Origin of the sequence: Streptomyces cyaneofuscatus (genome assembly GCF_042718795.1) — a bacterium.
GTDB lineage: Bacteria > Actinomycetota > Actinomycetes > Streptomycetales > Streptomycetaceae > Streptomyces > Streptomyces cyaneofuscatus_A.
In genome coordinates this window covers 124,849-150,096 of the sequence record NZ_JBHXOX010000002.1, presented here as the reverse complement: position 1 = coordinate 150,096, position 25,248 = coordinate 124,849, and the positions used below count along the sequence as shown (strand labels likewise).

Genomic DNA, 25,248 nt, shown 5'->3' with positions numbered 1-25,248 from the left:
CGCGCACGCGCGTGGCCACAGCATTTTCCGAAGACATGATCAGGAGGCATCCCGTGAGCGCGACCGCGGACCACGCGGAGGAGCGGACCAACCCGGCAGCACGCCTGGGGTTCGAGCCCGGACAGGTGGTCCAGGAGATCGGCTACGACGACGACGTCGAGCTGGAGCTCCGTGAGGGCATTGAGGCCACTACCGGCCAGGAACTCGTCGACGAGGAGTACGACGACGTCGCAGACGTCGTCCTGCTCTGGTTCCGCGACGAGGACGGCGACCTTACGGACGCGCTGGTGGATGCCATTGGTCTGCTCGAGGACGGCGGCACGGTCTGGCTGATGACGCCGAAGACCGGCCGTGACGGATACGTCGAGCCGAGCGACATCAATGAGGCCGCCCAGACGGCCGGTCTCGCCCAGACCAAGAGCATCAGCGCGGGCAAGGACTGGACGGGCAGCCGTCTGGCCACCCCCAAGGGGGCCAAGGCCAAGCGCTGAACCACTCGCTGGACCACCCGGGGCCCCCGACGGCGCTGAGCCGCCTTCGGGGGCCTTCGTACGTGCTCCCGCGGCCCGTGCGTAGGGTGGGAGTCCACCCGGGGCCGCCGGACACGTGTGAACGGGCACGACGGCCACGTACGAACGGAAGCCGGGACGTGAGAGACGTGAGAAGCGACGGAAGGGCTGTGTGTTCCATGGCGATCGAGGTCGGCACCGAGGCCCCGGATTTCGAACTCAAGGACAACCACGGCCGGACCGTGCGGCTGGCGGACTTCCGGGGTGAGAAGAACGTCGTGCTGCTCTTCTACCCGTTCGCCTTCACCGGCGTCTGCACGGGTGAGCTGTGCGCGCTCCGCGACGAACTGCCCCGGTTCGAGAACGACGACACCCAGCTGCTCGCGGTCTCCAACGACTCCATCCACACCCTGCGCGTCTTCGCCGAGCAGGAGGGCCTGGAATACCCGCTGCTCTCCGACTTCTGGCCGCACGGCGAGGCCTCGCGGGCGTACGGCGTCTTCGACGAGGACAAGGGCTGCGCGGTGCGCGGCACCTTCGTCATCGACAAGGCGGGCACGGTTCGCTGGAGCGTCGTCAACGGCCTGCCGGACGCGCGTGACCTGAACGACTACATCAAGGCGCTCGAAGCGCTCTGAGGCGATCTCCTGGCGGCGCCCGGCCTAAAGCCTGTTTTCGCCGGGAACCGGTCACTAGGATCCAATCGTTGATCCGATGCCAACGAACGACGGGGACGCTGGTGTCTGCCGGCCCCTGAGAAAACTACTGGAGGACTCGTGGGAGTCAGCCTCAGCAAGGGCGGCAACGTCTCGCTGACCAAGGCCGCGCCCAACCTGACCGCGGTCATCGTCGGTCTGGGCTGGGACGCCCGCACCACCACCGGCGGCGACTTCGACCTCGACGCCAGCGCGCTGCTGGCGAACGCCGAGGGCAAGGTCGCGGCGGACGGCAATTTCGTCTTCTTCAACAACCTGAAGAGCCCCGACGGCTCCGTCGAGCACACCGGTGACAACCTCACCGGTGAGGGCGAGGGCGACGACGAGGTCATCAAGGTGAACCTCGCCGGCGTCCCGGCCGATGTCGACAAGATCGTCTTCCCGGTCTCGATCTACGAGGCCGAGACCCGCCAGCAGAGCTTCGGCCAGGTCCGCAACGCGTACATCCGCGTGGTGAACCAGGCCGACAACACCGAGCTCGCCCGGTACGACCTGAGTGAGGACGCCTCGACGGAGACCGCGATGGTCTTCGGCGAGCTCTACCGCAACGGTGCCGAGTGGAAGTTCCGCGCCATCGGCCAGGGCTACGCCTCGGGCCTGCGCGGCATCGCGCAGGACTTCGGCGTGAACGTCTGAGGACCAGGACTTTCGGCGTCAGCGTCCTGAGGGCCAGGACTTCGGTGTCAGCGTCCTGAGGACCAGGACTCCGGTGTCAGCGTCCGAGGACACCGTCCGAGGGCGTCAGGGCCCAGCATGGCCGAGCGCTCGCAGCGCTCACGCACCACCCGTCCGGCGCCGCATCCTGTGCGGCGCCGGACGCGCTCAGGGGGTGTCCGGTGGATCCACGGCCGGGTCCACCCTGACCGGGCGGCCGCCCTCGGCGCCCGACCGCGGGCGTGGAGAGCGCCCGTAAAGCGTTTCCACGACTCGGGGAGGACACACATGGGCGTCACACTCGCCAAGGGAGGCAATGTCTCCCTCTCCAAGGTCGCACCCAACCTCACGCAGGTGCTGGTCGGGCTCGGCTGGGACGCACGCTCCACCACCGGAGCCGATTTCGACCTCGACGCCAGCGCGCTGCTGTGCCGGTCGGGCCGGGTGCTCGGTGACGAGTGGTTCGTCTTCTACAACAACCTCACCAGCCCCGACGGCTCCGTCGAGCACACCGGTGACAACCTGACGGGTGAGGGCGACGGCGACGACGAGTCGGTCATCGTGCGGCTCGACCAGGTCCCCGCGCACTGCGACAAGATCGTCTTCCCGGTCTCCATCCACGACGCCGACAACCGGGGTCAGGCGTTCGGACAGGTCAGCAACGCCTTCATCCGCGTGGTCAACCAGGCCGACGGCCAGGAGCTGGCGCGCTACGACCTCAGCGAGGACGCCTCCACCGAGACCGCGATGATCTTCGGCGAGCTCTACCGCTACCAGGGCGAGTGGAAGTTCCGTGCAGTCGGTCAGGGGTACGCGTCGGGCCTCCGGGGCATCGCTCTAGACTTCGGCGTCAACGTTTCGTAACGCCGCGCACGGCGCGGGGGAGCCCCGTACACACCGGGGGAGACCCTTACATAAACACGATGGGGTAGCAGTGGTTCTGAAAACCTTCGGCTGGTCGTTCGCGATTACCGCGCTCGGCCTGGTCGCAGCCTTCTTCTACGGGGGGTGGCAAGCCTTCGGTATCGTCGCGATCCTGACGATCCTGGAGATCTCGCTGTCCTTCGACAACGCGGTGATCAACGCCGGAATCCTGAAGAAGATGAATGCCTTCTGGCAGAAAATCTTCCTCACCATCGGCATCCTGATCGCCGTCTTCGGTATGCGGCTGGTCTTCCCCGTCGTGATCGTGGCCGTGAGCGCCCAGCTCGGACCGATCGAGGCCATCGACCTTTCCTTCAACGATCCTGAGCGCTACAAGGAACTGGTGACGGACGCCCATCCGTCGATCGCCGCCTTCGGTGGCATGTTCCTGTTGATGATCTTCCTCGACTTCATCTTCGAGGACCGCGACATCCAGTGGCTCCGCTGGATCGAGCGCCCGCTCGCCAAGCTCGGCAAGGTCGACATGCTGTCGGTCTGCGTCGCGCTGATCGTGCTGATGATCTCCGCCATGACCTTCGCGACCCAGGCCCACCAGCACGGTGGCGGGCACGTGGACAAGGCGTCGACCGTGATGCTCTCGGGTATCGCGGGTCTGATCACCTACCTCATCGTCGGCGGGCTCTCCGGATTCTTCGAGGGCAAGCTCGAAGAGGAGGAGGAGCGCGAGCACGAGGCCGAGGAAGAGGCCAAGAAGAAGGGCAAGCCCGTCACCGGGGTCGCTCTCGCCGGAAAGGCCGCGTTCTTCCTCTTCCTCTACCTGGAAGTCCTGGACGCCTCCTTCTCGTTCGACGGCGTCATCGGCGCCTTCGCCATCACCAACGAGATCGTGCTGATGGCCCTCGGCCTCGGTATCGGCGCCATGTACGTCCGTTCGCTCACCGTCTACCTGGTCCGCCAGGGCACGCTGGACGACTACGTCTACCTGGAGCACGGCGCGCACTACGCGATCGGTGCGCTCTCCGTCATCCTGCTGGTCACCATCCAGTACGAGATCAACGAGATCATCACCGGCCTGATCGGTGTCGTCCTCATCGGCCTCTCCTTCTGGTCCTCGCTCCGCCGCAACAAGGCCATCGCCGCCTCGGGCGGAGGCCACGGGGACATCGACGGAAGTCCGGGTTCCCAGGCCGAAGTCCACTCCGGGGTGTGACCCGGTAGGGATTGAGGAACGCTCTCTGCGGGGCGGCCCACACGGCGACGGCTCTCCGGGATTCTCCCGGACCCGGCCCGGTGGCCGCCCCGCAGTGGTGTGTGGGGCCCGCGGCAGCGGGCAGCAGGCCGGGGGACGGGTCGGGACCAGGTCCGGGAACGACAGGTGGGGGTTGGGATGGGATTCTTCGACGGCCTGTGGCCGGCGCGCGCGGCACAGTTCGACTCGGGCAACGGCACATCGAGCGCCATCGTGCTCTCGAAACGCAACGCCACGGTCTCGCTCAGCAAGCAGGGCGCCCTCTCGGGCAACCTGCGGGTCAACCTGTCCTGGCGGATGCGTACATCGGACATCGAGGGCCGCTCGCGCCAGAGCGGACGGCTGCGGCGCCCCCTCAAGCTCTTCCAGCCCGAGGTGGTCCAGGCGCACACCCAGGGCGTCGTCAACGTCGACCTGGACCTCGGCTGCATGTACGAGCTGGCGGACGGCACCAAGGGGGTCGTGCAGCCGCTGGGCAACCTCATCGGCGACCTGAACAGCCCGCCCTACATCCGGCTCAGCGGTGACGACCGCTTCGGCGCCCCGTCCGGGGAGACGGTCTACGTCAACCTCGACCAGCGCGACCAGTTCAAGCGGCTGCTGTTCTTCGTCTACATCTACGACCGGACGCCCGCGTTCGACCGTACGCACGCCAAGATCACGCTCTACCCGGGCAACGGCCCCCGGATCGAGATCGAGCTGGACGAACGCGCACCGCAGGCCCGCTCCTGCGCGGTGTTCACCGTGGACAACGTCAAGGGCGAGCTGATCGTGCGGCGCGAGGTGAAGTTCGTGTACGGATTCCAGTCCGAGCTGGACCGGCTCTACGGCTACGGCATGCAGTGGGGCAGGGGCTACAAGTCACGGACCTGAGCCCTCGGGGCCGGATGAGGTCGAGGCTGGTTGAGTTCAGGGCCAGCGGCTCTCAGGACCGGATGAGATCAGGACCGGATGAATTGCGGGCCCTGCGGAGGCAGGACGAAGTGCGGGTCCGGCGCGTGGGCGGCGGCCGCCGCCGGCTGCGGATAGCCGTACGCGGGCGGCGCACCGGCCCCCTGCGGGTAGCCGTACGCCGGCTGGGCGTTGGCCGCGGGCTGCGGCGCGGGCAGGGCGGGCAGCGGGGGCACGGCCGGGGGCGCGACGGGCGGCGGGTAGCCGTAGGCGGGCTGCCGGTGCAGGACCGTGGCCTGGGAGTCGTGGTCCGGTGCGGAGGCCGCGTGCGTGACGGCGGCGGAATCGGAGGCTGCGTGGGCGGGCGCGTGGGCGGCGGGCGGCCGGGCGGGGCACGGGGCGGCCCCGGACGGCTCCTCCCCACCACCGGCCTCCGAATCGTCGACCGAGATCCCGAAGGCGGTGGCAAGACCGATCAGCCCGGTGGGGTAGCCCTGGCCGACCGCCCGGAACTTCCATCCCTCGCCGCGCCGGTAGAGCTCCCCGCAGATGATCGCGGTCTCTTCCCCGGTCTCCGGCCGCACATCGAAGACGGCCAGCGGGTCCCCGTCGGCGAACGCCGCGTCGAAGAGGAGTATCCGCAGGTCAGGCACGCGCTGAAAGGCGTCGCCGTCGGTGGAGGCGGCGATGACCACCTGGTCCACCGACGCGTCCAGCGCCCCGAGATCCGCCTCGACCGTGTCCGTGAGCCCCTCGGCGACGCTGCGCTTCGGCAGCCGCCGGACCAGCCCGGAGGGGTGGCGGGGCTGGTTGTAGAAGACGAAGTCCTCGTCGGACCGCACACGGCCGGAGGTCCCGAGCAGCAGGGCGGAGGCGTCCACATCGGGAACACCGGTCCCCGGGGTCCAGCGCAGCACGGCCCGTACGGCCACGGCGTCGACCGGGACGTTCGAGCCCTTCAGCATCGTGTGCGTCATGGGCGTCATCCTGCCTGCCGGCGGTGCGTGCGGACAACGCGGGGGGCGGCAAGGACCCGGTCCTGTTGCGGTCTTGTTGCGCCGGTACCGAACCGCATAGCGGGAAGAAGGAGGGCGGAACGGTACCGCGAGAAGACGTGGCGTGAAGGGCGGGTAACCGGAAGTTCATGTACATCGGGAACTGTTGACACGCGTCCGTACGTACTATTACCGGCCATACGTTGTCCGGCCGGTCAGGCAGTTCGGGGGAAACTCATGCGTCACTTCGGGTATATACCGCCCGCTGCCCGGGAGGGCCTGTTCTTCCAGGAGCCGTGCGAGTTCAGCGCGGCCTCGCCCGCGAGCCTGCTCTCCGTCGCCCTGGGCGCCACGCTCTACTCCCCGGCCACCCGGCCCACGCTGGCCGACGATGTGATGAAGCAGGCCGCGCGCGGCGTCGTCTCCATGGTGCTGTGCCTGGAGGACTCGATCGACGACGCCGAGGTGGTCGACGCCGAGGCCAACCTGGTCAGGCAGTTCGCGCGGCTCGCGGAGCGGGACGCCACGGGCGCCGGGCTGCCGCTCCTCTTCGTCCGGGTCCGCGAACCGGGCCAGATCACCGACCTCGTCGACCGGCTCGGTGCCTCCGTCCGAATGTTGTCCGGTTTTGTACTTCCCAAATTCACCGAAGAGCGGGGAACGCTCTTCCTGGAGGCCCTGGCGGGAGCCGAAGCGGCCTGCGGGCAGCGGCTGTTCGCCATGCCGGTCCTCGAATCGCCCGAGCTGCTCCACCTGGAGACGCGCGGTGAGGTCCTCCGGGGAATCGCGCGCTCCGTCGACAAGTACCGGGACCGGGTGCTCGCCCTCCGGCTCGGCGTCACCGACTTCTGCTCGGCCTACGGACTGCGCCGCGCGCCCGACATGACGGCGTACGACGTCCAGATCGTCGGCTCCGTGATCGCCGACGTGGTCAACGTGCTGGGCCGCGCCGACGGCACCGGCTTCACGATCACCGGCCCGGTCTGGGAGTACTTCCGCCGCCAGGAGCGCATGTTCAAGCCCCAGCTGCGCCGCAGCCCCTTCCTGGAGGGCAGCGCGGAGGAGCTGCGCACGGCACTGATCGAGCACGACCTCGACGGCCTGCTGCGGGAGATCGAGCTCGACCGGGCCAACGGCCTGCTCGGCAAGACCTGCATCCACCCGTCGCACGTGGCACCCGTCCACGCACTGTCCGTGGTCAGCCACGAGGAGTTCACCGACGCGCAGGACATCCTGCGGCCCGAGCGCGGGGGCGGCGGGGTGCTGCGCTCGGCGTATACGAACAAGATGAATGAAGTGAAGCCCCACCGGGCCTGGGCCGAGCGCACGCTCCGGCGGGCCGAGGTCTTCGGGGTGGCGAGCGAGGACGTCGGCTTCGTCGACCTGCTGGCCGCCGGCCTGACGAAGTGAGCGGGTACCGGAGTGCGGGAAAGTGAGCGCGTACCGATGAGCGGGCGCGTCAGGAGAGAAGAGGCCGTGGACGTGGTGTGGTCGGGCGACTGGGTGGCCGAGCGGCTGGGAGTGGCCCTGGAGGGCGACGGGGAGCTCCAGGAGCTGCTGGGCCTCGCCCTGCGGCGCAACCCCAAGCGGGCCCACCTGCTCGTCTCCAACGTGCTGGGCAAGCATGTGCCCCAGAAACCCTCCGTCGTGTACGGGGCGGGGTACGGGCTCGGTGAGCGCGTACGGGCGCTCCTCGGCGCCGACGAGGCCCGCCGCGCGGTCGTCCTCGGGTACGCGGAGACGGCCACCGGCCTCGGCCACGCCGTCGCGGACGGCCTGCGGGACGCCCCGTACCTCCACTCCACCCGGCGGCCCGTCGCGGGTGTCGCGCAGGCGGGCGGCTTCGAGGAGGCCCATTCGCACGCCACCTCGCACCTGCTGCTGCCGGAGGACCCGGAGCTGCTGGCGGGGGGAGCGGAGGCGTCCACCCTGGTGCTGGTCGACGACGAGTTCTCCACCGGCAACACCGTGCTCAACACCATTCGCGCCCTGCACGCGTCGCACCCGCGCGAGCGGTACGTCATCGTCGCGCTGGTCGACATGCGCTCGGCGGGGGACCGCGACCGACTGACCGCCTTCGCCGCCGAGATCGGCGCCCGCGTCGACCTGGTGACCCGCTCCTCGGGCACGGTCACGCTCCCCGAAGGCGTACTGGAACGGGGCCAGGCCCTGGTCGCGGCCCAGGAGGCGGAGCAGCCGGGGCGGGCCGACCACGCGCTCGAAGGTGCCACCCCCGTCACCCGGGTCGCCCTGGGCTGGCCGACGGAGGTCCCCGACGGCGGCCGGCACGGCTTCACCCCAACCCACCGGGCGGCGCTCGAAGCGGCGCTCCCGGGCATGGCGGAGCGGATCGCGGGCGCGCTGGACAGCAACGTCCGCCGCGTGCTCGTCCTCGGCTTCGAGGAGCTGATGTACGCGCCGCTGCGCCTGGGCACCGCCCTGGAAGCGGCGCTGGGCGCGGACGCCGAGGTCCGGTACTCCACCACCACCCGCTCGCCCGTCCTCGCCGTCGACGACCCCGGCTACGCGATACGCACCCGCCTCGTCTTCCCGGCCCACGACGACCCGGCGGACGGCCCCGGCGACCGGTACGCGTACAACGTGGCGGGCGCGGGCTTCGACGCGGTGGTCGCCGTCGTCGACTCCACCGCCGACACCCCCGAGCTCCACGCCCCCGACGGCCTGCTGGCCCGCCTGGCGGCCCACGCCGGCCAGGTCCTCCTCGCGGTCGTCCCCTCGTACGCCCCCACACCTGTCCCCCAAACGCAGGAGCCCGCCGTGCTGCCCGAGCCCCTCCGAGGCCCCGACTTCTCCAGTTACGCGCCCGAGGACGTCGGCTGGCTGCTCCAGGACCTCTCGGACACCGAGCTGGAGGCGCCCACCGAGGAGCGCGAGGAGGCGATCCAGAGCGGTGGTGCGCACTACGCGGAGTCGCTGCCCGTGGAGTACCAGCCGAGCGCCGAGTACCAGGCCCTGTTCACGGCCGCCCTGGACGCCTCCGCCGCGCGCATCGCCCGTGCGGTGGGCACCGTCACCGAGACGGTCCTCGCCGAACGCGGACCGCGCCCGGTCCTCGTCTCGCTCGCCCGCGCCGGCACGCCCGTCGGGGTCCTGATGCGCCGCTGGGCCCGCCACCGGCACGGCCTGGACCTGCCGCACTACGCCATCTCCATCGTCCGGGGCCGGGGCATCGACGTCACCGCCCTGCGCTGGCTCGCCGCCCACCACGAACCGGCCGACGTGGTGTTCGTCGACGGCTGGACGGGGAAGGGCGCGATCACCCGCGAACTGGCGGCGGCGATCAGCGAGTTCGAGGCATCGACCGGGATCACCGGCTTCGATCCTGAGATCGCGGTGCTCGCCGACCCGGGCGGCTGCGTCCGTACGTACGGCACCCGCGAGGACTTCCTGATCCCCTCGGCCTGCCTCAACTCCACGGTCTCCGGCCTCATCTCCCGTACGGTGCTCCGCGCCGACCTGGTCGGCCCCGACGACTTCCACGGCGCGAAGTTCTACCGCGAGCTGGCGGGGTCCGACGTCTCCGGCGACTTCCTGGCGGCGGTGACCGCGCGGTTCGACGAGGTGGCGGACCAGGTCGACGCCGAGACCAAGGAGCTGCTCGCCGCCGACCGGGCCCCGACCTGGGAGGGCTGGGCGGCCGTCGAGCGGATCAGCGAGGAGTACGGCATCCACGACGTCAACCTGGTGAAGCCGGGCGTCGGCGAGACCACCCGGGTCCTGCTGCGCCGGGTCCCCTGGAAGATCCTCGCCAAGCGCGGGGCGGGCGCGGACCTGACCCACATCCGGCTGCTGGCCGAACAGCGCGGCGTCCCGGTCGAGGAGGTCGACGACCTCCCGTACAGCTGTGTCGGTCTGATCCACCCCCGGTTCACGCGCGGTGCGACGGGCGCGGACGGCAAGGCGGTGCAGGGCGCATGAGCACCCCTGTTGCCGGGAACGGCTCCGCCACGCTGGTGGCGAGCGACCTCGACCGTACGTTGATCTACTCGGCGGCGGCGCTCGACCTGGCGATGCCTGACGCGGAGGCTCCCCGGCTCCTCTGCGTCGAGGTGTACGGCCACAAGCCCCTCTCGTACATGACCGAGACGTCCGCCGCCCTCCTCACCGAGGTGGCCGGCTCCACGGTCTTCGTGCCCACCACCACCCGGACCCGCGAGCAGTACCACCGCATCCATCTCCCCGGCCCCGCCCCGCAGTACGCGATCTGCGCCAACGGCGGACACATCCTGGTCGACGGGGTCTCCGACCGGGACTGGCAGCAGCAGGTGGAGGCGCGCATCGCCGACGAGTGCGCCCCCCTCACCGAGATCCGCGCCCACCTCGCCACCACCGCCGACCCGGCCTGGCTCCTCAAGGAGCGCGTGGCCGAGAACCTCTTCGCCTATCTGGTCGTCGAACGCTCCCTGCTCCCCGAGGAGTGGGTGAAGGAGCTCGCGGTCTGGGCGCAGGAGCGCGGCTGGACCGTCTCCCTCCAGGGCCGCAAGATCTACGCGGTCCCCGTGCCGCTCACCAAGAGTGCCGCCATGAACGAGGTCGCCCGCCGCTCCGGCGCCACCCGCACCCTCGCCGCCGGGGACTCCCTCCTCGACGCGGACCTGCTGCTCGCCGCCGACCTCGGCTGGCGCCCCGGCCATGGCGAACTGGCCGAGAACGACTGGCGCGCCCCGCACGTCGTGGCGCTGGAGGAGCGGGGTGGGGCTGCGGGGGAGGAGATCCTGCGCCGGTTCCTGGCGGCTGTCGGCGGGTGAGTGCGGCTGCGTGAGTCCGGGTGCGTGAGTCCGCCCGCGTGAGTCTGCCTGTGTGAGTCGCCTGTGGGGGTTCGGCTGCGCGACGGCGCGGGTTGGGGAAGGCTGGGGGCATGACCAAGGGCAACGAGACCACGATCACTCCCGAGCTATACGCGTACATGCTGGCCCACAACCCGCCGCTTGACCCGGTCCAACGGGGGCTGGTGGAGACCACGTACGCCCGCTTCCCCGACCACGCGGGCATGGTGTCGGCCGAGGAGCAGGCCCCGCTGCTCGCCTTCCTCGTCCGGCTGGTCGGCGCGCGGCATGTGGTGGAGGTCGGCACGTTCACCGGGTTCAGCGCCCTCGCCATGGCCCAGGCGCTGCCCGCCGACGGCACGCTGATCGCCTGCGACATCTCGGAGGAGTGGACGGCGTACGGCCGTGAGGCCTGGGAGAAGGCGGGCGTCGCGGACCGCATCGACCTGCGCATCGCCCCGGCCCTGGACACCCTGCGCGCGATGCCCGCCGAGCCGCACATCGACTTCGCCTACCTGGACGCCGACAAGGGCGGCTACATCGGGTACTGGGAGGAGCTGGTGCCCCGGATGCGGCAGGGCGGCGTGATCGCCGTGGACAACGTGCTCTTCCACGGCGGTGTCACGGACCCGCACGCCACCGGGTCGGCGGCGGCGATCAAGGAGTTCAACGACCATGCGAGCGCGGACGCCCGGATGGACAGCGTGCTGCTGACGGTCTCGGACGGCCTGACGCTCGCGCGCAAGAAGTAGCGCGCGAGCCTTTTCCGCTTTTCGCGCGAGCCTCTCTTCTGCTTGTTTACGCGGCTTTACGCGGCTTATTTACGCGGCCGGGCTCAGCCGCAGCAACCGCCGCCGCAGCAGCCTCCGCCCCCACCGCCGCCACCGGACGGTGCGGGTGCGGACGCGGCGGCGCCGCCCACGGCCACGGCGGAGAGCAGCTTGACCGTGTCGTCGTGGCCGGCCGGGCAGGAGGCCGGGTCCGAGGACTGGGCCATGGGACGGCTGAGTTCGAACGTGTCTCCGCAGGTGCGGCAGCGGAATTCATAGCGAGGCATGGCCTCAGGCTAGAGCCATCGCCGCCGGACGGCTACGGCCACCTGAGGTGGCGTGGATCCGGCCGTCCGAGGCGGCGAGGCTCCGGGCACGGGGAGCAGCGCGGGCTCAGGCGCCGGCGCCGCGCTCCTCGCGGATATCGGAGACGACCCGGGCCGCGGTCTGCCGCACGGCCTCGGTCTCGGTCAGGAAGTGCCAGTAGTCGGGGTGCCGGCCCTCCAGACCGGCGATGGCCCGGTCCAGCCGCGCCACCGAGTCGTCCAGCGGCCGGGCGTGCCGGGGGTCGGGCGTGTGCCGGCCGGCCATCGCGAGGCGCTGCGCGTCCCGTACGGCGAACCGGGTCCGCTCGATCTCCTGCTGCGGGTCCTTCGCCACGGCGTCCAGCCGCTGCAACCGGTCCCCGGCGGCGGAGACCGCCTCGTCCACCGCGTTCAGCAGGGCGCGGACCGTGGAGAGCCGGGACGTGGCATCCGCCCAGCGCTGCTCGTCCCGGGCCTTCGCCGCCTCCGCGAGCTTCTCCTCGGCCTGCCGCACGTTGACGGCGGCCTGCTCCGGCACCGGCTGGAGGTCCTGCCAGCAGGCGGCCGAGAACCGGCGCCGCAGCTCGCTGAGGACCGGCTCCACCGAGCCCGTCCGCGTCGTCAGGGCCTGGGCGCGGGTCCGCAGCGACACCAGCCGCCGGTCGATCTCGGCGGCCCGCTCCGGCAGCCGCTCCGCCTCGGCCCGCAGGGCCTCCGCATCGCGCAGGACCACATCGGCCCGCTGGAGCGTCTCGGCGACCCCGTGCTTTCCCGCGCCCTGGTTCAGCTTGGTCAGCTCCGGGGCCAGGGCGGCGAGCCGGGCCGCGAGCTCATCGGCGCGCAGCCCCGCCGCCCGTACGGCATCGAGCGCGTTGCTCGCCCCGAGCAGCGCCTGCCGGGCCCGCTCCACGGCGGGGGCGAGCCGGGCGAGCTGGGTCTCCGCACTGCCCAGCAGCGTGCCGAGCCCCTGGCCGAACCGGTCCAGCTCGCCCTTGACCCGTACGAGATCGTCCTTGGCCCGGGTCAGCTCGGTGCGGGCGCTCGCGGCGACGGAGGGCTCCAGATCGTCCCGGTCCAGGTCGTGGGCGTCGACGGCGGTGATGTAGGCGTGGCTGACGTCGTCGATGCGGCGTCCCAGCGCGGCGAAGTCCTCGGCCGCCTTGCGGCCGCGGGGGGAGTTGTCGACGGCGTTGATCGTCTCGATGGAGATCTTGAGGTCACGCTGGGCGGTGTCCAGCTCGTAGAAGGCCTCGGCCGCCGCGTCCCTCGCCGCCTGGGCCTCGGCTCGCTGGCTCTCCCCACGCCCGCCGAACCACCGCCGCGTACCGCCTCCGGCGAAGGCGGCGGGCAGCGCGGCGACGAGCAGGGGCGCGGGCAGCAGCGCGAGGGCCACGGCGTCCCGGAGCCCTTGGAGCCCCCGGAGTCCCTGCAGCCCCCGGAGTCCCTGGCCTGCCGGCCTTCCGGGCGCTCGCCGCTCGCGGCTCCCGCCCCGGGCACCGGAGACGCTCTCGACGGCGGAACTCCCACCCGCTCCTGCCTCTGGCCGCGTGTGTGTCGCCGTCACATCCCTCTCCCGTGCTGTTCCGCCCCTGCCGGTACATTCTCCCACCAGGTAAGGACGAACACACGGGCCCGATAGTTCGCGGTTCTAGTTCGCTGTTCGAACCTTCACCTCCCCGTTGTCGCTGCGGGCCTTCACCACGTGGGCGCTGCTGTCGCTGCGCGGCACCCCGATGGTGACCTCCCCGTTGTCGGCGCTCGCGTTCACGGCGTACTTCTGTCCGCCCTGCGGCAGGTCGATGACGATGCTCCCGTTGTCGCTGACGGTGTCCACCAGATCGGGCACACCGCTGAACCCCAGCCGGATCTCGCCGTTGTCCGCACGGGCGACCACGGACCTGGTGCCTATCCGCTCGGCGAGGACGGACCCGTTGTCGCTCTTGAGGTCGAGCGGTCCGCCGGAATCCCGTACGGCGATGTCGCCGTTGTCGGCGGAGAGCCGCAGCGGAACGTCGAACCCGGTCGCGGTGATCTCACCGTTCTCCGCGTCGGCCTTCACGGTCACCCCGCGCGGCACCTTCACCTCGTGACGGGCGGCACAGTTGTTGATCATGGCGTCGCACTTCACCCGCAGCGTCAGGGTGTCGTTCTCCATCTTCCAGACGGGATCGGGCCCACTCCCCAGCACCACCCATCCGTCGAACTGCCGCTCCACCTCGACGTCGTCCACATCGGCCGGTACGAGGGTCACGTTCGAATCCTCGGCGTCGATGGTCAGCGTCTTCCCCGCCAACGCGAACGACTTGCGCTCCACCGGCGCGTCCTCGACGTCGGTGGAGCCGCACCCGGTGAGCCCGAGAGCGAGCAGCACGGCCCCGCTCCCCACGGCGAGCACCCGGCCGGGGGCCCTGCGGCGCTTGCGGGTCGGTGCGCTGGTACGGATGTCCACGATGATCGGTCCCCCAGAAATACAGCCGGACAGTGCCACCGGTCGTCGCTGCCGGTGTACTGCAAACCGTATGTACCGGGGCCCGGTCGGGGATATCCGGACGGCTACCGTCTCCGGGGTGGGGTTATCCCCCCCAACCCCCCAACCCCTCACCCGCGCCCAGCCCCGCTCGCGGCCCGCACCCGGCCCCCGCAGCTCGGGGCTCGTATCGGTTTAGGAGCAGGGGGCCCGGCCCATGTACGCTGTTGCCTCATCCACGGGTGCGTAGCTCAGGGGTAGAGCGCTGCTCTTACAAAGCAGATGTCGGCGGTTCGAAACCGTCCGCGCCCACCGGTCAGAACGCCCCTCGCAGCGAGCCGCTGCGGGGGGCGTTGACGGTGGTCGACGACGACAGCCTTCGCAGCGTTCGCTGGTCCGGACCCCCGAAACCACTCCACCGATCCCGGGCACCGGAAGCCACGACCCGCTTCCCGGCAAGCCCCTGGCGAACTGCTCAAGCCCGACTGTTCCGAGCTGCATGTGTTCGTACTGTTATCACGCGAAGTGTGAGGCACGCGAGCAGCTCGGTTAACGTGCGATGGCTTGGAGTTGACCAGTACGTTGAAGAGGGGCGTTACCCATGGCACAGTCTCTCGCCGATCTGGCATCGGCAGGAGCGCGAAGGACCTTGCGGTTCTTTCCCGAGAGCTCGCAGGCGGAGCGCGAGGAGTTGCGTGCCACGGCGCGGGAACTGCTCGACACCCACGGTGAGAAGGTGCTCACCGGCCTCCGTCCGGTCGAGCGTGTCATGTGGTATCTCGCGTCCGAGGGGCGTGCCGAGGATCTCGTCGAGGTGGTCAAGGGCCAGCGCAGGGACCCGGGCGGCTTCCTCGTGGCGGGCGCCCGGCGTCCTCGGCTGGTGCTGCCGGGGCTGCGGAGTCTTGCGCTGCCTGAGCGGATCACCGCGCTCGAACGCCGCGATCTGCCGGTGACGGCGCAGCTCACCTCGGTCGAGTGGCGCGGCGACGACCTGGTGTGGGGCGGGTACGCGTTCATCGCGAACCTGCCGGGTCCGTCGGGCCGGATCGGCCGCTTCGCGGTGCTGAAGCACGGGAAGACCGGGCGCCTCATCAAGCTGCGCCTGCGGCGTACCACCAGTGAGCAGGCCACGGTCGCCTCCGGGCAGGCGCTGCACTGCTACGACCGGGCGGGTTTCGAGGTCGTCGTCTCCGCGCGTCGGCTGCGTGAGCTCGCCGGGCGCGGGGCCGGCCAGTGGTTTCTCCACATCGGGATACCGGGGCCGGGCGGGATCCACACCTCGCGGGTGCGCCAGCGCGACGCGGGTACGGCCGGGCACAGCCAGGTCCGTCATCTGGCGGACGGCTCACGCCTCGTGGTCGGCTTCACCAAGGATGCCGTGAACATCACGGTGCAGCAGCCTCCCGTCGAGGTCGAGTCCTGCACCGTCGTGGACGGCGAACTGCTCCTGGTCGCCCGGGTGCGAAGTGGCGCCGAGGTCCCCACCGCCGTGAGCGTCACCCAAGGCGCCACCGCACTCGACAGCCCGCTCACCCCCCTGCCCGGCCCGAACGGCCCGAACAGTCCGAACGGCCTGCCCCGCCCGTCCGGTTCCGCCGGCGCGTTCCGGCGCTACCGAGCGGTCTTCAGTCTTGACCGGCTGGCCGCGAACGACCCGTCAGGAATCAAGACCCGCCTCTTCAAGGTGGCCTTGAAGGGCGCCGACGGTAAGGGCCGGGAGGCCCTCCTCGCCGAGGACTTCACGACCGGCAGGCACGGGCTTGCGCCCGGCCGTGAGCTGGCCGTCCACCGCGACGAGCGTGGCCGGCTGGTGCTGGCGACGCGACCCGTCCGCCCCATCGTCGACGCGATGACCGTGACGGGCGCGGGAGAGCTGGTGATCGAGGGCACGTATCCCGGTGAGGAGACGGCCAAGAAGAAGGTCGTCCTGCGGCACGGCGTCCGCTTGGAGGAGAAGGAGCTGCCGGTCGAGCTCGCCGACGGGCGGTTCACGGTCCGGGTCGAGCCGGAGGCGGCTCCTCAGGTGGACGGTCCGGAGCTTCCCCTGTGCCCCGGCCGGTGGTACCTGTTCTTCCGCGACGCGGACGCCTGGGACAAGTCCGGGGACATTCCGGTGACCTTGCGCCCGGAGCAGGTGGGGGAGCTGCCCCTGCGCTTCAGCGGCCCGCAGCGTGAGGATGGGCTGCGGCGTGCTTTCGCCGTGGACCGCCGCGACTTCGACCGCATCTTCATCGAGCCGGAACGGGTACTCGGCCCGGATGAGCACGGCGCCTACCGGCAGCGCATCCTGCGCGAGGCGTACTTCCACGAGCAGCGCAAGCTTCCCCTGCGCGACGCGGTGCTCTACCTGAGCCTCGGCGGCAAGCAGTTCTCGGACTCGCCGCGGTTCGTCTACGAGGAGCTGGTGCGCCGGGGAGTGGAGGTCGAGCACATCTGGACCCAGGACGCGGGACTGCCGGAGATGCCGGCGGAGGCGCGGGTGGCGGTCTGGGGCAGCCGTGCGTGGTACGAGGCGCTGGCGCGCTGCCGCTACGTCGTCGTCAACACGGTGATCGGCGACTGGTTCGTCACCCGCCCCGGACAGCGGGCCGTGCAGACCTGGCACGGCACGCCGCTGAAGAAGATCGGCGCGGACCTGCTCGGCTCTCCCAAGTCGAGTCCCGCGTACATCGCCAGCCTGCCGCACAGCTACCGGCAGTTCGACTTCGTGGTGTCGCCGAACGCCTACACCACGGAGATCATGAGCAGGGCCTACTGCATCGAAGGCGGCATGTTCGAGAGCGGTTATCCGCGCAACGACGTCTTCTACGCCGCCGACCGTGAGGAGCGGGCGGCGCGGGTCAGGGAGCGGCTCGGCCTGCCGGAGGGCAAGAAGGTGGTTCTTTACGCTCCCACCTGGCGTGAGGACCAGCGGCACGCGAGCAAGCTGTACAAGCTCGATCTGCGGATCGACCTGGCCGCGGCGCAGGCCGAGCTCGGTGACGATCACGTGCTGCTCTTCCGCAAGCACCCGAAGGTCCATGGCAGCGTCCCGGGTGCCGGACGGGGCTTCGTCTGGGACGTGACCCGCTATCCGGACATCGCCGATCTGTATCTCGTCGCCGATGTGCTGATCACGGACTACTCCTCGGCACTGTTCGACTTCGCGCACTCGGACAAGCCGATGCTCTTCTTCACGTACGACCTGGAGCACTACCGCGACACGCTGCGCGGCCTGTACTTCGACTTCACCACCCGCGCCCCCGGCCCGCTGCTGAAGACGTCCGAGGAGCTGGTCAAGGCCCTGCGCGACGTCGATGCCGTCGAGGCGGAGTACCGGGAGAAGTACGCCCAGTTCAAGAAGGACTTCTGCGAGCCCGGGGACGGTCTGGCTACGGCGCGGGTCGTGGACCGCATGCTCGCCGGCGGACCGCACGCCGTGGCCTCGACCGACGGCTGAACGGAACGGTAGGGGCGGCACGGAACGGGCGGCGCGGAAGGGGCGGCGCGGAATGGGCGGTCCCGGTCCGGCGTTGTGCAGTGGGTGACCGAAAATGTCCAGGGTGACCCGTACGTCCCGCCCGATCGGGAAGCGGTACGGCAGCGGCTCGTGGCCGAACACGCCGATACGAGCGAGCGGGTGGCGGCGCTGGGCCGTGACTTCGAGGCGATCGTCGAGGCGAACGCCTTGGTGGCCGTCGACGACGAGCACGACCCCGAGGGGTCGAGTACCGCTTTCGAGCGGGCCCACGTCGCCGCCCTGCTGGCGCAGGCGCGGGAGCACCTGGCCGAGCTGGACCTGGCCGTGGAGCGGCTGGCGAGCGGCGACTACGGGCGCTGCGAGGTATGCGGAGACCCCATTCCGGCCGCCCGGCTGGAGGTGCGGCCGGCGGCTACGACCTGCGTCGGTTGCGCGGGCGGACGGTCGAAGTGAGCCTCGCTTCGACCGTCATGTCAGCCCCTCTGGGGCGGGCCCTGGCCACCGCCGCCCGGCATCTGGTGCCCGACGGCGAGCCCCTCTGGTCCCAGCAGGCCGCGGGCAACGCGCGCAGCATCAGGGCGTTCCAGGCGGCCGGGTTCCGGCCGGTGGGCTCGGAGGCGTTGCTGCTCGGCCCGTAGGGCGCGGTCGCCCCGGGCGGAGCCGGTGGCGAGGCCTCCCGGGATGCGCTCCCGCGACCCCCAAGGCACCGTGGAGACATGGCCGCGCACCCGCCTGTGATCGTCTATCCGCCCTCCGCGACCGGAGGGCGGCGGGTCACCGTGCACGGGCAGATCGTGGGGCTGGCGCACGGGCGGGGTGAGGTGGCCGCCCTGTTGCGGGCCGCCGGATTCGCGCCGGGGCCGGACGAGGCCGTCGAGCTGGACCGGCCGGGGCTGATCGAATGGCGCGGCGGCGACCTCGACACGTGGGAGTGAGCGCGGCGGGACCTCGGCACGTGGGAGTGGGTGCGGGGGCGACCTCGGCACGTGGGAATGAGCGCGGCGGCGACCTCGACACGTGGGCCCGTGAGTTCGTGAGCCATCACCCGAACGGGTGCGTCCACGTGGCTCGCCGGCCAGGTTCCAGGGAACGTCGATCCTGATCTGCGCGCATCATCAGCGCAGCTCAGGACCGCAGGCACCCGTGCCTGTCCCGGCCAAGGAGTCCCCATGTCCCAGCCCAGCGCACCGACACCCGGCAGCACCCCCCGCCCCGCCGCGTCCGACGCCGTCGACTCCGGCAACCCGTGGGCCGGCGGCGGGACGCTGTTCGCCGGTTTCCTGCTCCTCGTCGACGGTGTCCTCGGAGTCATCAAGGGCGTCGCGGGGATCGCCACCAACGATGTGTACGCGGCGGTCAACGACTACGTCTTCAAGTTCAACGTCACCACATGGGGGTGGATCCACCTCATCCTCGGCGTCGTCCTGATCTTCGTCGGCTGGGGCATCCTCAAGGGCGCGACCTGGGCCCGGGCCGTGGGCATCGCCCTCGCCTCCCTGAACCTGATCGCCAACTTCATGTGGCTCCCGTACACGCCGATCTGGGCCATCGTCACCATCGCCATCGACGTCTTCATCATCTGGGCCCTGTGCACCGACCGCTCCGAGCCGGTGGTCTGACGTGGCGGAGGGCACCGGGGCGGATCCCGCGGGCCTCGTGGATGCCGTGGACCTCGCCGCTGAGGCGTACGTCTACGGATACCCCCTGGTCTGCGACCTCTCCATGGTCGGCACCTCGCTCCGGGACGGGTTCGGCGCGCTGGCGGCCGCGCCCTTCAACCGGTTCGCGCACTCCGAACGCCTCGCCGACCACCGTACGGAGTTCGTCTCCGTCAACAACGACACCGTCTACTCCCTCGCCCAGCTCGACCTGTCCGTCGGGCCGCTGCGCCTCCACGTCCCCGACAGCGGCGGCGCGTACTACGTGCTCCAGCTCATCGACGCCTGGACGAACAACTTCGCGTACGTCGGCCGGCGTGCCACCGGTACCGGCGAGGGCGAGTGGCTGATCGTGCCGCCCGGCTGGGCGGGCAGTCTCCCCGACGGCGTACGCGGGGTCATCGACGCGCCCACCGCCGTGGTGACCGTGGCGGGGCGTTACGCCTGCGACGGTCCCAGTGACCTGCCGCGCGTCCGGGCGCTCCAGGAGCGGCTCACCCTCGCCCCGCTCGACGGCCGGCCCCACCGCACCGGGCTGCCCGCGCCCGAACCCGGCGTACCGGAGGAGCTGCGGTTCTTCGAGGAGCTGCGGGTGTGGATGGCCGACTTCCCGCCGTCCGCGGCCGATTAGGCGTACCAGGACCGGTTCCAGCCGCTGGGGCTGCTGGAGGAGGGGCCCTCGCCGTACGCCGCCGCCGGCCCGGCCCTCGTCGACGCGCTGACGAAGGGGCTGGAGCGGGGGCGGGCCCGGGTCGAGGGGGTCAGCCGCGCCGGGACGGGCGGCGGCGGGGGCGGGAGACCGGGGAGCTGGGTCATGGACCCGCATCTGTTCGACTACAACCTGGACCACTTCGGCGTCGGCACCATAGACGCGCCGCAGTGGCGGATCGGCGACCGGGAGGCCTCCTACCTGGCCCGCGCGGTGGCGGCCCGGATCGGGCTGTGGGGGAACCACGGGTACGAGGCGGTGTACGCCCAGACCTTCCAGGACAGCGAGGGGCGGCCGCTGAACGGCGCGCACTCCTACGTCCTGCGCTTCCCGGAGCCGCCGCCCGTCGAGTCGTTCTGGTCGGTGACCATGTACAGCACCCCGGACTACTACCTCGTGGACAACCCGGCCGGCCGGTACTCGATCGGGGACCGTACACCCGGCCTCGTCCACGCGGACGACGGCTCGCTCACCCTGTACCTCTCCCACGACCGGCCCACCGACCCGGCCCGGGCGGCGAACTGGCTTCCCGCGCCCGCCGGGGACTTCCGGCCCATGCTGCGGCTGTACACGCCGGGGGCCGCCGTCCTGGACGGGAGTTACGAGATCCCCGCCGTCGAGCGGGTCGAGCGGGTCGAGGGGTAGGCACCCCGGTCGCTCCGCGGGCTGACGCCGGGCCGTTGTCAGTGGCGCGGTCCACACTGGAGTCATGTGCCGCAGTATCAAGACCCTTCGCCCGCCCGCCATCCCCGAAGAGGCCACCGAGGAGGACATGCGGGCCGCAGCCCTTCAGTACGTACGCAAGGTGTCCGGCTTCCGCGCACCCGCCGCGCACAACCGGGAGGTGTTCGACCGTGCCGTCGACGAGATCACCGAGGCCACGATGAAGCTGCTGGACGGCCTGGAGATACGGGGCGCGGCCGCCGCCCGGAGCACCGTCGAGAGCTGAGCGCGGAACGGCTCAGGGAGAGACCGGCGCCGGTGATGTGACCGGTGCGGGGCCGTCCGGCCGGCCGGGAACGGTCCCGGTCGCCGGCACGGCCTGGAACGCGGTGACCGAGGCGGTGGAGCCGGATGTGTCCGCCGGTGCGGAGGATCCCTGGAGCGCCTCCGCCGATCCCGCCCCCGCCCCGGCCTCCCGCGCCGCCTTCGGGCGCTTCACCACGAATGCCGCGAGCGCGCCCGCCATGAACAGGGCCAGCACCGAGACGGCCGTCCCGAACCAGGTCGAGCCGAGCCACCGGCCCCCGAAGTAGCCGAGCCCGACGCTGTAGCCCGCCCAGACCAGGCCCGCCACGGCGGACCAGGGGAGGAAGTCCCGCTTCCGGCGGTGGGCGGCGCCTGCGCCGAGCGAGACCACCGAGCGGCCCGCGGGGGCGAACCGGGCGATGATCACCAGTGCCCCACCGCCCCGGCTCAGCGCCGCGCCGAGACGTTCCTGCGCCTTGGTGAGGCGGCGCGAGCGTGCGATCGCCCGGTCCAGCCGGTCGCCGCCACGCCAGGCGAGGCGGTACGCGACGAGGTCGCCGAGCACCGAGGCGGTGGCCGCGCAGAGAATGAGGACGACGAGCGACGGCACCTCACCGGTGGCGTCGCCCGAACCGTTGACGCCGGTCGAGCCCGCGGCGGCCGCGGTGGCGGCGGTGATCACGAGCACACCGCTGGGCAGCAGAGGGAGGAAGACGTCCAGGAGCACCGAGGCCGCGACCACCACGTAGATCCATGGGCTGCTGGTCAGTGCGGCCACACTCTCAAGCACCCGTCGACTCCCCGATCGTGTCAACGCCGCGACGTCGCAGGGGAGCGGCATGGGCGGCAGGTTCAGCTGTACAGCGTACGCGTGGAGGTTCCGCGCAGATGGCTCAGGGTCGGGTGATGTTGTGCGGGTCCTGTACACCTCGTCGGCGGTGCAGGCGTTAGGCAGGCCGAAGCGACCGGCACGAGCGAGGAGCCACAGGTGGACAGGACAGCGGGCACGGCGAGGACGGTAGGCACGGCGAGGACGGTGGGGGCGGCGAGGACGGTGGGGGCGGCTGAGGTGGCAAGGGCGGAAGCTACGCCCCCGACGCGGGTTCCGGGGACGGTGCGGAGGAGGCTCCTGGTCGGCGCGGCGGCCCTGACGATGCTCGTCGGCGGTGTCTCCCTCGCCCATGGCGCGGCGGATGGGCCGGGCGGCGGAGGTCACGCGGCGCACACCACCGGTGCCGGTGCCGGTGGTGCCAAGGAGGCGGGGCCGGTCGGCGGTGCGTCGCGGAGCGGCGTGTTCTACATGCGGGCCGACGGGGTGTTCTCGCCGCCCGGCTCCTTCGTCCCGTCCGACGCGCTGACGTACGACACCGCCCTCGTACCGGCCGCCGCGCGGATCGAGATCACGCAGTACGCCGACCGGACCAGCCACCGCGTCGGCACCCGGCTGCGCGGCCTCGTCCCGAACCGCGCGTACGGGATGCATGTGCACACCTCGCCCTGTGCGGCCGACCCGGCGTCGGCGGGGCCGCACTACCAGCACCGCGCCCCCGCCACAGCGGACCCGGTCAACGAGGTGTGGCTGGACTTCCGTACCGACCGGAACGGTGCCGGCGAGGCGGAGGCCCGGCACGAGTGGGGGTTCCGGGACGGCGGTGCCCGGTCGGTGGTCGTCCACGACGCGCAGGGCGGCGCGGGGAAGCGGGTGGCCTGCTTCACGGTGCCGTTCGCGCCCTAGACGCGTACGGCGGTGCCCCGCCCCGCCCCGCCCCCGCGCGAGCGTCGCGCGGGGGCGGGGCGGGGGCGTTGGGGTTGTGCCGGGGCGGGCGGGGGTGAGCCGTGAGGTCAGACCGAGACGCCGGCCGTGGCGGGCTCGCGGCGCGACTCCTCGGCGGGGACGCGCCCGGCGCGCGACCCGAAGAGCCGGTCCAGGGCGACGGCGCCCGGGCCGGTGAAGACCAGCAGCAGGAACGCCCAGCAGAAGACGGCCGACGTCTCTCCGCCGTTGCCCACCGGGGTGAGCGCCTCGGGCTGGTGGACCACGAAGTACGCGTAGGCCATCGAGCCGGAGGCGAGGAAGGCGGCGATACGGGTGCCGAGGCCGAGGGCGACCAGGGAGCCGCAGACCAACTGGATGAGGGCGGCGTACCAGCCCGGCCAGGCTCCGGCCTCCGCCTCGCGGCCGCCGAACACGCCGAAGAGGCTGGAGGCGCCGTGGATGGCGAAGATCAGGCCGATGGCGAAACGGAAGAGGCCGAGCGCATAGGGCTGGGCACCGTTCAGGCGAGAGGACATGGGGGGTGGGCTCCTTCGGTCTGGGTGGGGGCGTGAACCGACTGAGCGCCTCAGGTTAGGGAAACCTCACTATTACTTGCAAGTTCAACATTCTGGCGTGTGGCTGAAAATCGACTAGGACTCCCTGGTGAGTGAACGCTCAAGAACACTCACGAGCTGGTTGTCGCCGCGTACGGACTTGGCCTGGACCAATGTCAGCGCAGAGTTCCGGCCACGCAGGGTCAGTGTCATGAGCTGGTTGCCGAACCACGGGCCGCCCGCCCTGTTCCAGGTGACCGGCGACGGTTCCGTACGTCCGTGGCGGGTCAGCATCCGGCCGATGCGCCGGCCCACCCCGCTCCAGCCGAAGCGGAAGCCCAGCCGGATGTACCGGGGGACCGAGTTGTGCACGGGGGAACACGTCAACTGGAGGACGTGGGCGCGCGGGGGGCCGCCGGGGGTGTCGGCGGGCCAGTGCGGTTCGGCGACGTAGGCATGGTGCACGTCTCCCGACAGCACACATACGGTCGCCGGGGCGTCCGGGCCGCTCCCCACGCGGCGGAGCAACTCCGTGAACCGGCCGAAGGACTCGGGGAACGCGGCCCAGTGCTCCAGATCGCCCGCCCGGCGCACCTTCTCCCCGATCCGCGCCCAGCGGCCACCGCGGGCCCCCGCGCTCAGGGCCGCGTTCCAGGTCTCGGCATCGTGGACGAGCGGAGGCAGCAGCCACGGCAGCGAGCTGCCGATCAGGAGATGGTCGTACGCGGCGGGGTCCTCCAGCACGCGCTCCCGCACCCAGCGGGCCTCCTCCTCGTCCAGCATCGCGCGACGCCCCTCGGCCAGGACGCGGGCCGCCCGGGTGTCCACCATCAGCAGTTGGACTCGGCCGAAAACGCGCTGGTAGCTCCAGCGGGTCCGGGCCGGATCCGCGTCGGTCTCGGCGGCGAAGCGGCGCAGGGGCTCGGTGCCGTCGGGGCAGGCCCGCACCGCGGAATACACCGGATCGGCCGCCAGCTCGGCGGGGGAGAGGTTGCCCAGGTGCTGGTAGACCCAGTACGACATCAGTCCGCTGACGATCCGCTCGTGCCACCAGGGCGTGGCGCGCATCTCCTCCTGCCAGGCGGCGCTGGTGTTCCAGTCGTCGATGACGTCGTGATCGTCGAAGATCATGCAGCTCGGCACGGTGGAGAGCAGCCAGCGCACCTCGGGGTCGCGCCACGATTCGTCGTACAGGCAGGTGTACTCCTCGTAGTCCGCGACCTCCGCGCCCGGCGGCTCCCGCAGATCGCGCCGCATCGCGAGCCGCCGCCGCGTCGCCGCCGACGTCTCGTCCGCGTACACCTGGTCGCCGAGCAGCAGCAGGACGTCGGGCCGCTCGGCGGCCGGATCGGCGGCGAGATGGGCGGCCAGGGTGACCAGCGCGTCCGGGCCCACAGGGTCGTTCCCGTCGCCGGGGGCCGCGGCCCAGCGGCACGAGCCGAACGAGACCCGGACCCCGGGTCCGTCCGCCGCGGCCGCGCCCACCGGAGGCGTGGTGATGGTGCTCGGCGGAAGGCGCGACCCCTCGGACGGCCACACGCGCCGTTCCCCGATCAGCACCTCGTACGCGGTCGTGGTGCCGGGCGTCAGCCCCTCCACGACCACCAGGGCGTAGTGGTGCCCGCCCACCGCGAAGGTCGGCGACACCCCCGAGGCCCCGTCCGCGCACCGGACCTCCACGGTGCACGGACGGCTCGCCTCGACCCAGACGGTCGCGGCGGAACCGGACTCCCAGTCCACGTACCGCAGCAGTGGCCCCAGTCGCAGGTCGGTCATGTCGTGCCCTCCTCGCGCCTATGTCACGGATGGGCTCCGTAACGTACAGAACGACGAGGGAGGGTGCACGGGTTCCGACGGTCGGCGGCGGCGGCGGCGGGGTCGGGGCCGGCGGTGTCGGCGGTGTGCGGCCCGGGC

At 71.4% G+C, this 25,248-nt stretch carries 23 protein-coding genes, 1 tRNA gene and 2 pseudogenes; 19 read left to right on the top strand and 7 right to left on the bottom strand.

Annotation, left to right across the window (positions count from 1 at the left end):
* Positions 1–53: 53 nt before the first annotated feature.
* The 6 genes from ACFWRT_RS02365 (at position 54) to ACFWRT_RS02340 (ending at position 4,886) form a co-directional block, all read left to right on the top strand.
* Complete coding sequence (locus ACFWRT_RS02365; RefSeq protein ID WP_018486931.1) at positions 54–491, top strand: DUF3052 domain-containing protein; 438 nt, start codon at positions 54–56, stop codon at positions 489–491.
* Between the two features lie 197 nt (positions 492–688).
* Complete coding sequence (locus tag ACFWRT_RS02360; protein ID WP_380949437.1) at positions 689–1,147, top strand: peroxiredoxin; 459 nt, start codon at positions 689–691, stop codon at positions 1,145–1,147.
* A 138-nt stretch (positions 1,148–1,285) separates the two neighbouring features.
* On the top strand, positions 1,286–1,861 hold the full coding sequence (locus tag ACFWRT_RS02355; RefSeq protein WP_096623105.1) for a TerD family protein: 576 nt from the start codon (positions 1,286–1,288) through the stop codon (positions 1,859–1,861).
* Positions 1,862–2,167: 306 nt separating this feature from the next.
* Entirely contained in the window at positions 2,168–2,743 is a 576-nt protein-coding gene (locus ACFWRT_RS02350; protein ID WP_070203934.1) for a TerD family protein, read from the top strand.
* Between the two features lie 70 nt (positions 2,744–2,813).
* Complete coding sequence (locus ACFWRT_RS02345; RefSeq protein ID WP_380949438.1) at positions 2,814–3,974, top strand: DUF475 domain-containing protein; 1,161 nt, start codon at positions 2,814–2,816, stop codon at positions 3,972–3,974.
* Between the two features lie 177 nt (positions 3,975–4,151).
* A complete protein-coding gene (locus tag ACFWRT_RS02340; RefSeq protein WP_380949439.1) occupies positions 4,152–4,886 on the top strand; it encodes a TerD family protein in 735 nt (244 codons plus the stop codon).
* 68 nt (positions 4,887–4,954) lie between these two features.
* On the opposite strand, the gene ACFWRT_RS02335 is transcribed toward ACFWRT_RS02340, so the two are convergent.
* On the bottom strand, positions 4,955–5,890 hold the full coding sequence (locus ACFWRT_RS02335; RefSeq protein ID WP_380949440.1) for a TerD family protein: 936 nt from the start codon (positions 5,888–5,890) through the stop codon (positions 4,955–4,957).
* A 246-nt stretch (positions 5,891–6,136) separates the two neighbouring features.
* On the opposite strand from ACFWRT_RS02335, the gene ACFWRT_RS02330 reads away from it, so the two are divergent.
* From ACFWRT_RS02330 to ACFWRT_RS02315, 4 genes are all read left to right on the top strand, one after another.
* Entirely contained in the window at positions 6,137–7,309 is a 1,173-nt protein-coding gene (locus ACFWRT_RS02330; RefSeq protein WP_380949441.1) for an HpcH/HpaI aldolase/citrate lyase family protein, read from the top strand.
* A 36-nt stretch (positions 7,310–7,345) separates the two neighbouring features.
* Positions 7,346–9,838: a phosphoribosyltransferase gene (locus ACFWRT_RS02325; protein WP_380949442.1), complete on the top strand. Its 2,493-nt coding sequence runs from the start codon at positions 7,346–7,348 to the stop codon at positions 9,836–9,838.
* On the top strand, positions 9,835–10,668 hold the full coding sequence (locus ACFWRT_RS02320; RefSeq protein ID WP_380949443.1) for an HAD family hydrolase: 834 nt from the start codon (positions 9,835–9,837) through the stop codon (positions 10,666–10,668). The genes ACFWRT_RS02325 and ACFWRT_RS02320 overlap by 4 nt, the downstream gene beginning before the upstream one ends.
* 110 nt (positions 10,669–10,778) lie before the next feature.
* Entirely contained in the window at positions 10,779–11,438 is a 660-nt protein-coding gene (locus ACFWRT_RS02315) for an O-methyltransferase (RefSeq protein WP_380949444.1), read from the top strand.
* Between the two features lie 83 nt (positions 11,439–11,521).
* Here ACFWRT_RS02315 and ACFWRT_RS02310 read toward each other — a convergent pair whose 3' ends face one another.
* The 3 genes from ACFWRT_RS02310 to ACFWRT_RS02300 all read right to left on the bottom strand — a co-directional run bounded on the left by ACFWRT_RS02310 (position 11,522) and on the right by ACFWRT_RS02300 (position 14,210).
* On the bottom strand, positions 11,522–11,743 hold the full coding sequence (locus ACFWRT_RS02310; protein WP_026241426.1) for an FmdB family zinc ribbon protein: 222 nt from the start codon (positions 11,741–11,743) through the stop codon (positions 11,522–11,524).
* Positions 11,744–11,849: 106 nt separating this feature from the next.
* Entirely contained in the window at positions 11,850–13,325 is a 1,476-nt protein-coding gene (locus tag ACFWRT_RS02305) for a hypothetical protein (RefSeq protein WP_380949445.1), read from the bottom strand.
* Positions 13,326–13,409: 84 nt separating this feature from the next.
* Entirely contained in the window at positions 13,410–14,210 is an 801-nt protein-coding gene (locus ACFWRT_RS02300; protein WP_380949446.1) for a DUF4097 family beta strand repeat-containing protein, read from the bottom strand.
* Positions 14,211–14,468: 258 nt separating this feature from the next.
* On the opposite strand from ACFWRT_RS02300, the gene ACFWRT_RS02295 reads away from it, so the two are divergent.
* From ACFWRT_RS02295 to ACFWRT_RS02260, 8 genes and pseudogenes are all read left to right on the top strand, one after another.
* A tRNA-Val gene (locus tag ACFWRT_RS02295) sits at positions 14,469–14,540 on the top strand.
* Positions 14,541–14,829: 289 nt separating this feature from the next.
* Positions 14,830–17,667: a CDP-glycerol glycerophosphotransferase family protein gene (locus ACFWRT_RS02290; protein ID WP_380949447.1), complete on the top strand. Its 2,838-nt coding sequence runs from the start codon at positions 14,830–14,832 to the stop codon at positions 17,665–17,667.
* 150 nt (positions 17,668–17,817) lie between these two features.
* Positions 17,818–18,141 carry a TraR/DksA family transcriptional regulator gene (locus ACFWRT_RS02285; RefSeq protein ID WP_380949594.1) on the top strand — a complete coding sequence of 108 codons (324 nt, stop codon included), beginning with the start codon at positions 17,818–17,820 and terminating at the stop codon, positions 18,139–18,141.
* A gap of 26 nt (positions 18,142–18,167) precedes the next feature.
* A pseudogene (locus ACFWRT_RS02280) lies at positions 18,168–18,326 on the top strand (GNAT family N-acetyltransferase); the annotation flags it as partial.
* Positions 18,327–18,404: 78 nt separating this feature from the next.
* Positions 18,405–18,623 (top strand): hypothetical protein, encoded by a 219-nt coding sequence (locus ACFWRT_RS02275; RefSeq protein WP_030564620.1) that lies wholly within the window; start codon positions 18,405–18,407, stop codon positions 18,621–18,623.
* A 234-nt stretch (positions 18,624–18,857) separates the two neighbouring features.
* Entirely contained in the window at positions 18,858–19,307 is a 450-nt protein-coding gene (locus tag ACFWRT_RS02270; RefSeq protein ID WP_380949448.1) for a DUF7144 family membrane protein, read from the top strand.
* Position 19,308: 1 nt separating this feature from the next.
* Positions 19,309–20,700, top strand: a pseudogene (locus ACFWRT_RS02265) (DUF1254 domain-containing protein).
* 64 nt (positions 20,701–20,764) lie between these two features.
* Entirely contained in the window at positions 20,765–21,004 is a 240-nt protein-coding gene (locus ACFWRT_RS02260) for a DUF2277 domain-containing protein (RefSeq protein WP_380949449.1), read from the top strand.
* Positions 21,005–21,016: 12 nt separating this feature from the next.
* Here the strand turns inward: ACFWRT_RS02260 and ACFWRT_RS02255 are convergent, their stop codons facing one another.
* Positions 21,017–21,814 (bottom strand): DedA family protein, encoded by a 798-nt coding sequence (locus tag ACFWRT_RS02255; RefSeq protein WP_380949450.1) that lies wholly within the window; start codon positions 21,812–21,814, stop codon positions 21,017–21,019.
* 363 nt (positions 21,815–22,177) lie between these two features.
* Between ACFWRT_RS02255 and ACFWRT_RS02250 the strand changes: the two genes are divergently transcribed.
* Positions 22,178–22,759 (top strand): superoxide dismutase family protein, encoded by a 582-nt coding sequence (locus ACFWRT_RS02250; RefSeq protein WP_380949595.1) that lies wholly within the window; start codon positions 22,178–22,180, stop codon positions 22,757–22,759.
* A 107-nt stretch (positions 22,760–22,866) separates the two neighbouring features.
* Here ACFWRT_RS02250 and ACFWRT_RS02245 read toward each other — a convergent pair whose 3' ends face one another.
* Complete coding sequence (locus ACFWRT_RS02245) at positions 22,867–23,316, bottom strand: DoxX family protein (protein WP_380949451.1); 450 nt, start codon at positions 23,314–23,316, stop codon at positions 22,867–22,869.
* A 114-nt stretch (positions 23,317–23,430) separates the two neighbouring features.
* Positions 23,431–25,110, bottom strand: a complete 1,680-nt coding sequence (locus tag ACFWRT_RS02240) for an alkaline phosphatase D family protein (protein ID WP_380949452.1) — start codon at positions 25,108–25,110, stop codon at positions 23,431–23,433.
* Between the last annotated feature and the right edge of the window lie 138 nt (positions 25,111–25,248).

What these genes read in the sequence shown, in the direction of transcription:
- ACFWRT_RS02360 (WP_380949437.1), top strand. Translation starts at nt 689, where the DNA reads ATGGCGATCGAGGTCGGCACCGAGGCCCCGGATTTCGAACTCAAGGAC.
- ACFWRT_RS02350 (WP_070203934.1), top strand. Translation starts at nt 2,168, where the DNA reads ATGGGCGTCACACTCGCCAAGGGAGGCAATGTCTCCCTCTCCAAGGTC.
- ACFWRT_RS02340 (WP_380949439.1), top strand. Translation starts at nt 4,152, where the DNA reads ATGGGATTCTTCGACGGCCTGTGGCCGGCGCGCGCGGCACAGTTCGAC.
- ACFWRT_RS02335 (WP_380949440.1), bottom strand. Translation starts at nt 5,890, where the DNA reads ATGACGCCCATGACGCACACGATGCTGAAGGGCTCGAACGTCCCGGTC.
- ACFWRT_RS02330 (WP_380949441.1), top strand. Translation starts at nt 6,137, where the DNA reads ATGCGTCACTTCGGGTATATACCGCCCGCTGCCCGGGAGGGCCTGTTC.
- ACFWRT_RS02325 (WP_380949442.1), top strand. Translation starts at nt 7,346, where the DNA reads ATGAGCGGGCGCGTCAGGAGAGAAGAGGCCGTGGACGTGGTGTGGTCG.
- ACFWRT_RS02320 (WP_380949443.1), top strand. Translation starts at nt 9,835, where the DNA reads ATGAGCACCCCTGTTGCCGGGAACGGCTCCGCCACGCTGGTGGCGAGC.
- ACFWRT_RS02315 (WP_380949444.1), top strand. Translation starts at nt 10,779, where the DNA reads ATGACCAAGGGCAACGAGACCACGATCACTCCCGAGCTATACGCGTAC.
- ACFWRT_RS02310 (WP_026241426.1), bottom strand. Translation starts at nt 11,743, where the DNA reads ATGCCTCGCTATGAATTCCGCTGCCGCACCTGCGGAGACACGTTCGAA.
- ACFWRT_RS02290 (WP_380949447.1), top strand. Translation starts at nt 14,830, where the DNA reads ATGGCACAGTCTCTCGCCGATCTGGCATCGGCAGGAGCGCGAAGGACC.
- ACFWRT_RS02275 (WP_030564620.1), top strand. Translation starts at nt 18,405, where the DNA reads ATGGCCGCGCACCCGCCTGTGATCGTCTATCCGCCCTCCGCGACCGGA.
- ACFWRT_RS02270 (WP_380949448.1), top strand. Translation starts at nt 18,858, where the DNA reads ATGTCCCAGCCCAGCGCACCGACACCCGGCAGCACCCCCCGCCCCGCC.
- ACFWRT_RS02260 (WP_380949449.1), top strand. Translation starts at nt 20,765, where the DNA reads ATGTGCCGCAGTATCAAGACCCTTCGCCCGCCCGCCATCCCCGAAGAG.
- ACFWRT_RS02250 (WP_380949595.1), top strand. Translation starts at nt 22,178, where the DNA reads ATGCTCGTCGGCGGTGTCTCCCTCGCCCATGGCGCGGCGGATGGGCCG.
- ACFWRT_RS02245 (WP_380949451.1), bottom strand. Translation starts at nt 23,316, where the DNA reads ATGTCCTCTCGCCTGAACGGTGCCCAGCCCTATGCGCTCGGCCTCTTC.
- ACFWRT_RS02240 (WP_380949452.1), bottom strand. Translation starts at nt 25,110, where the DNA reads ATGACCGACCTGCGACTGGGGCCACTGCTGCGGTACGTGGACTGGGAG.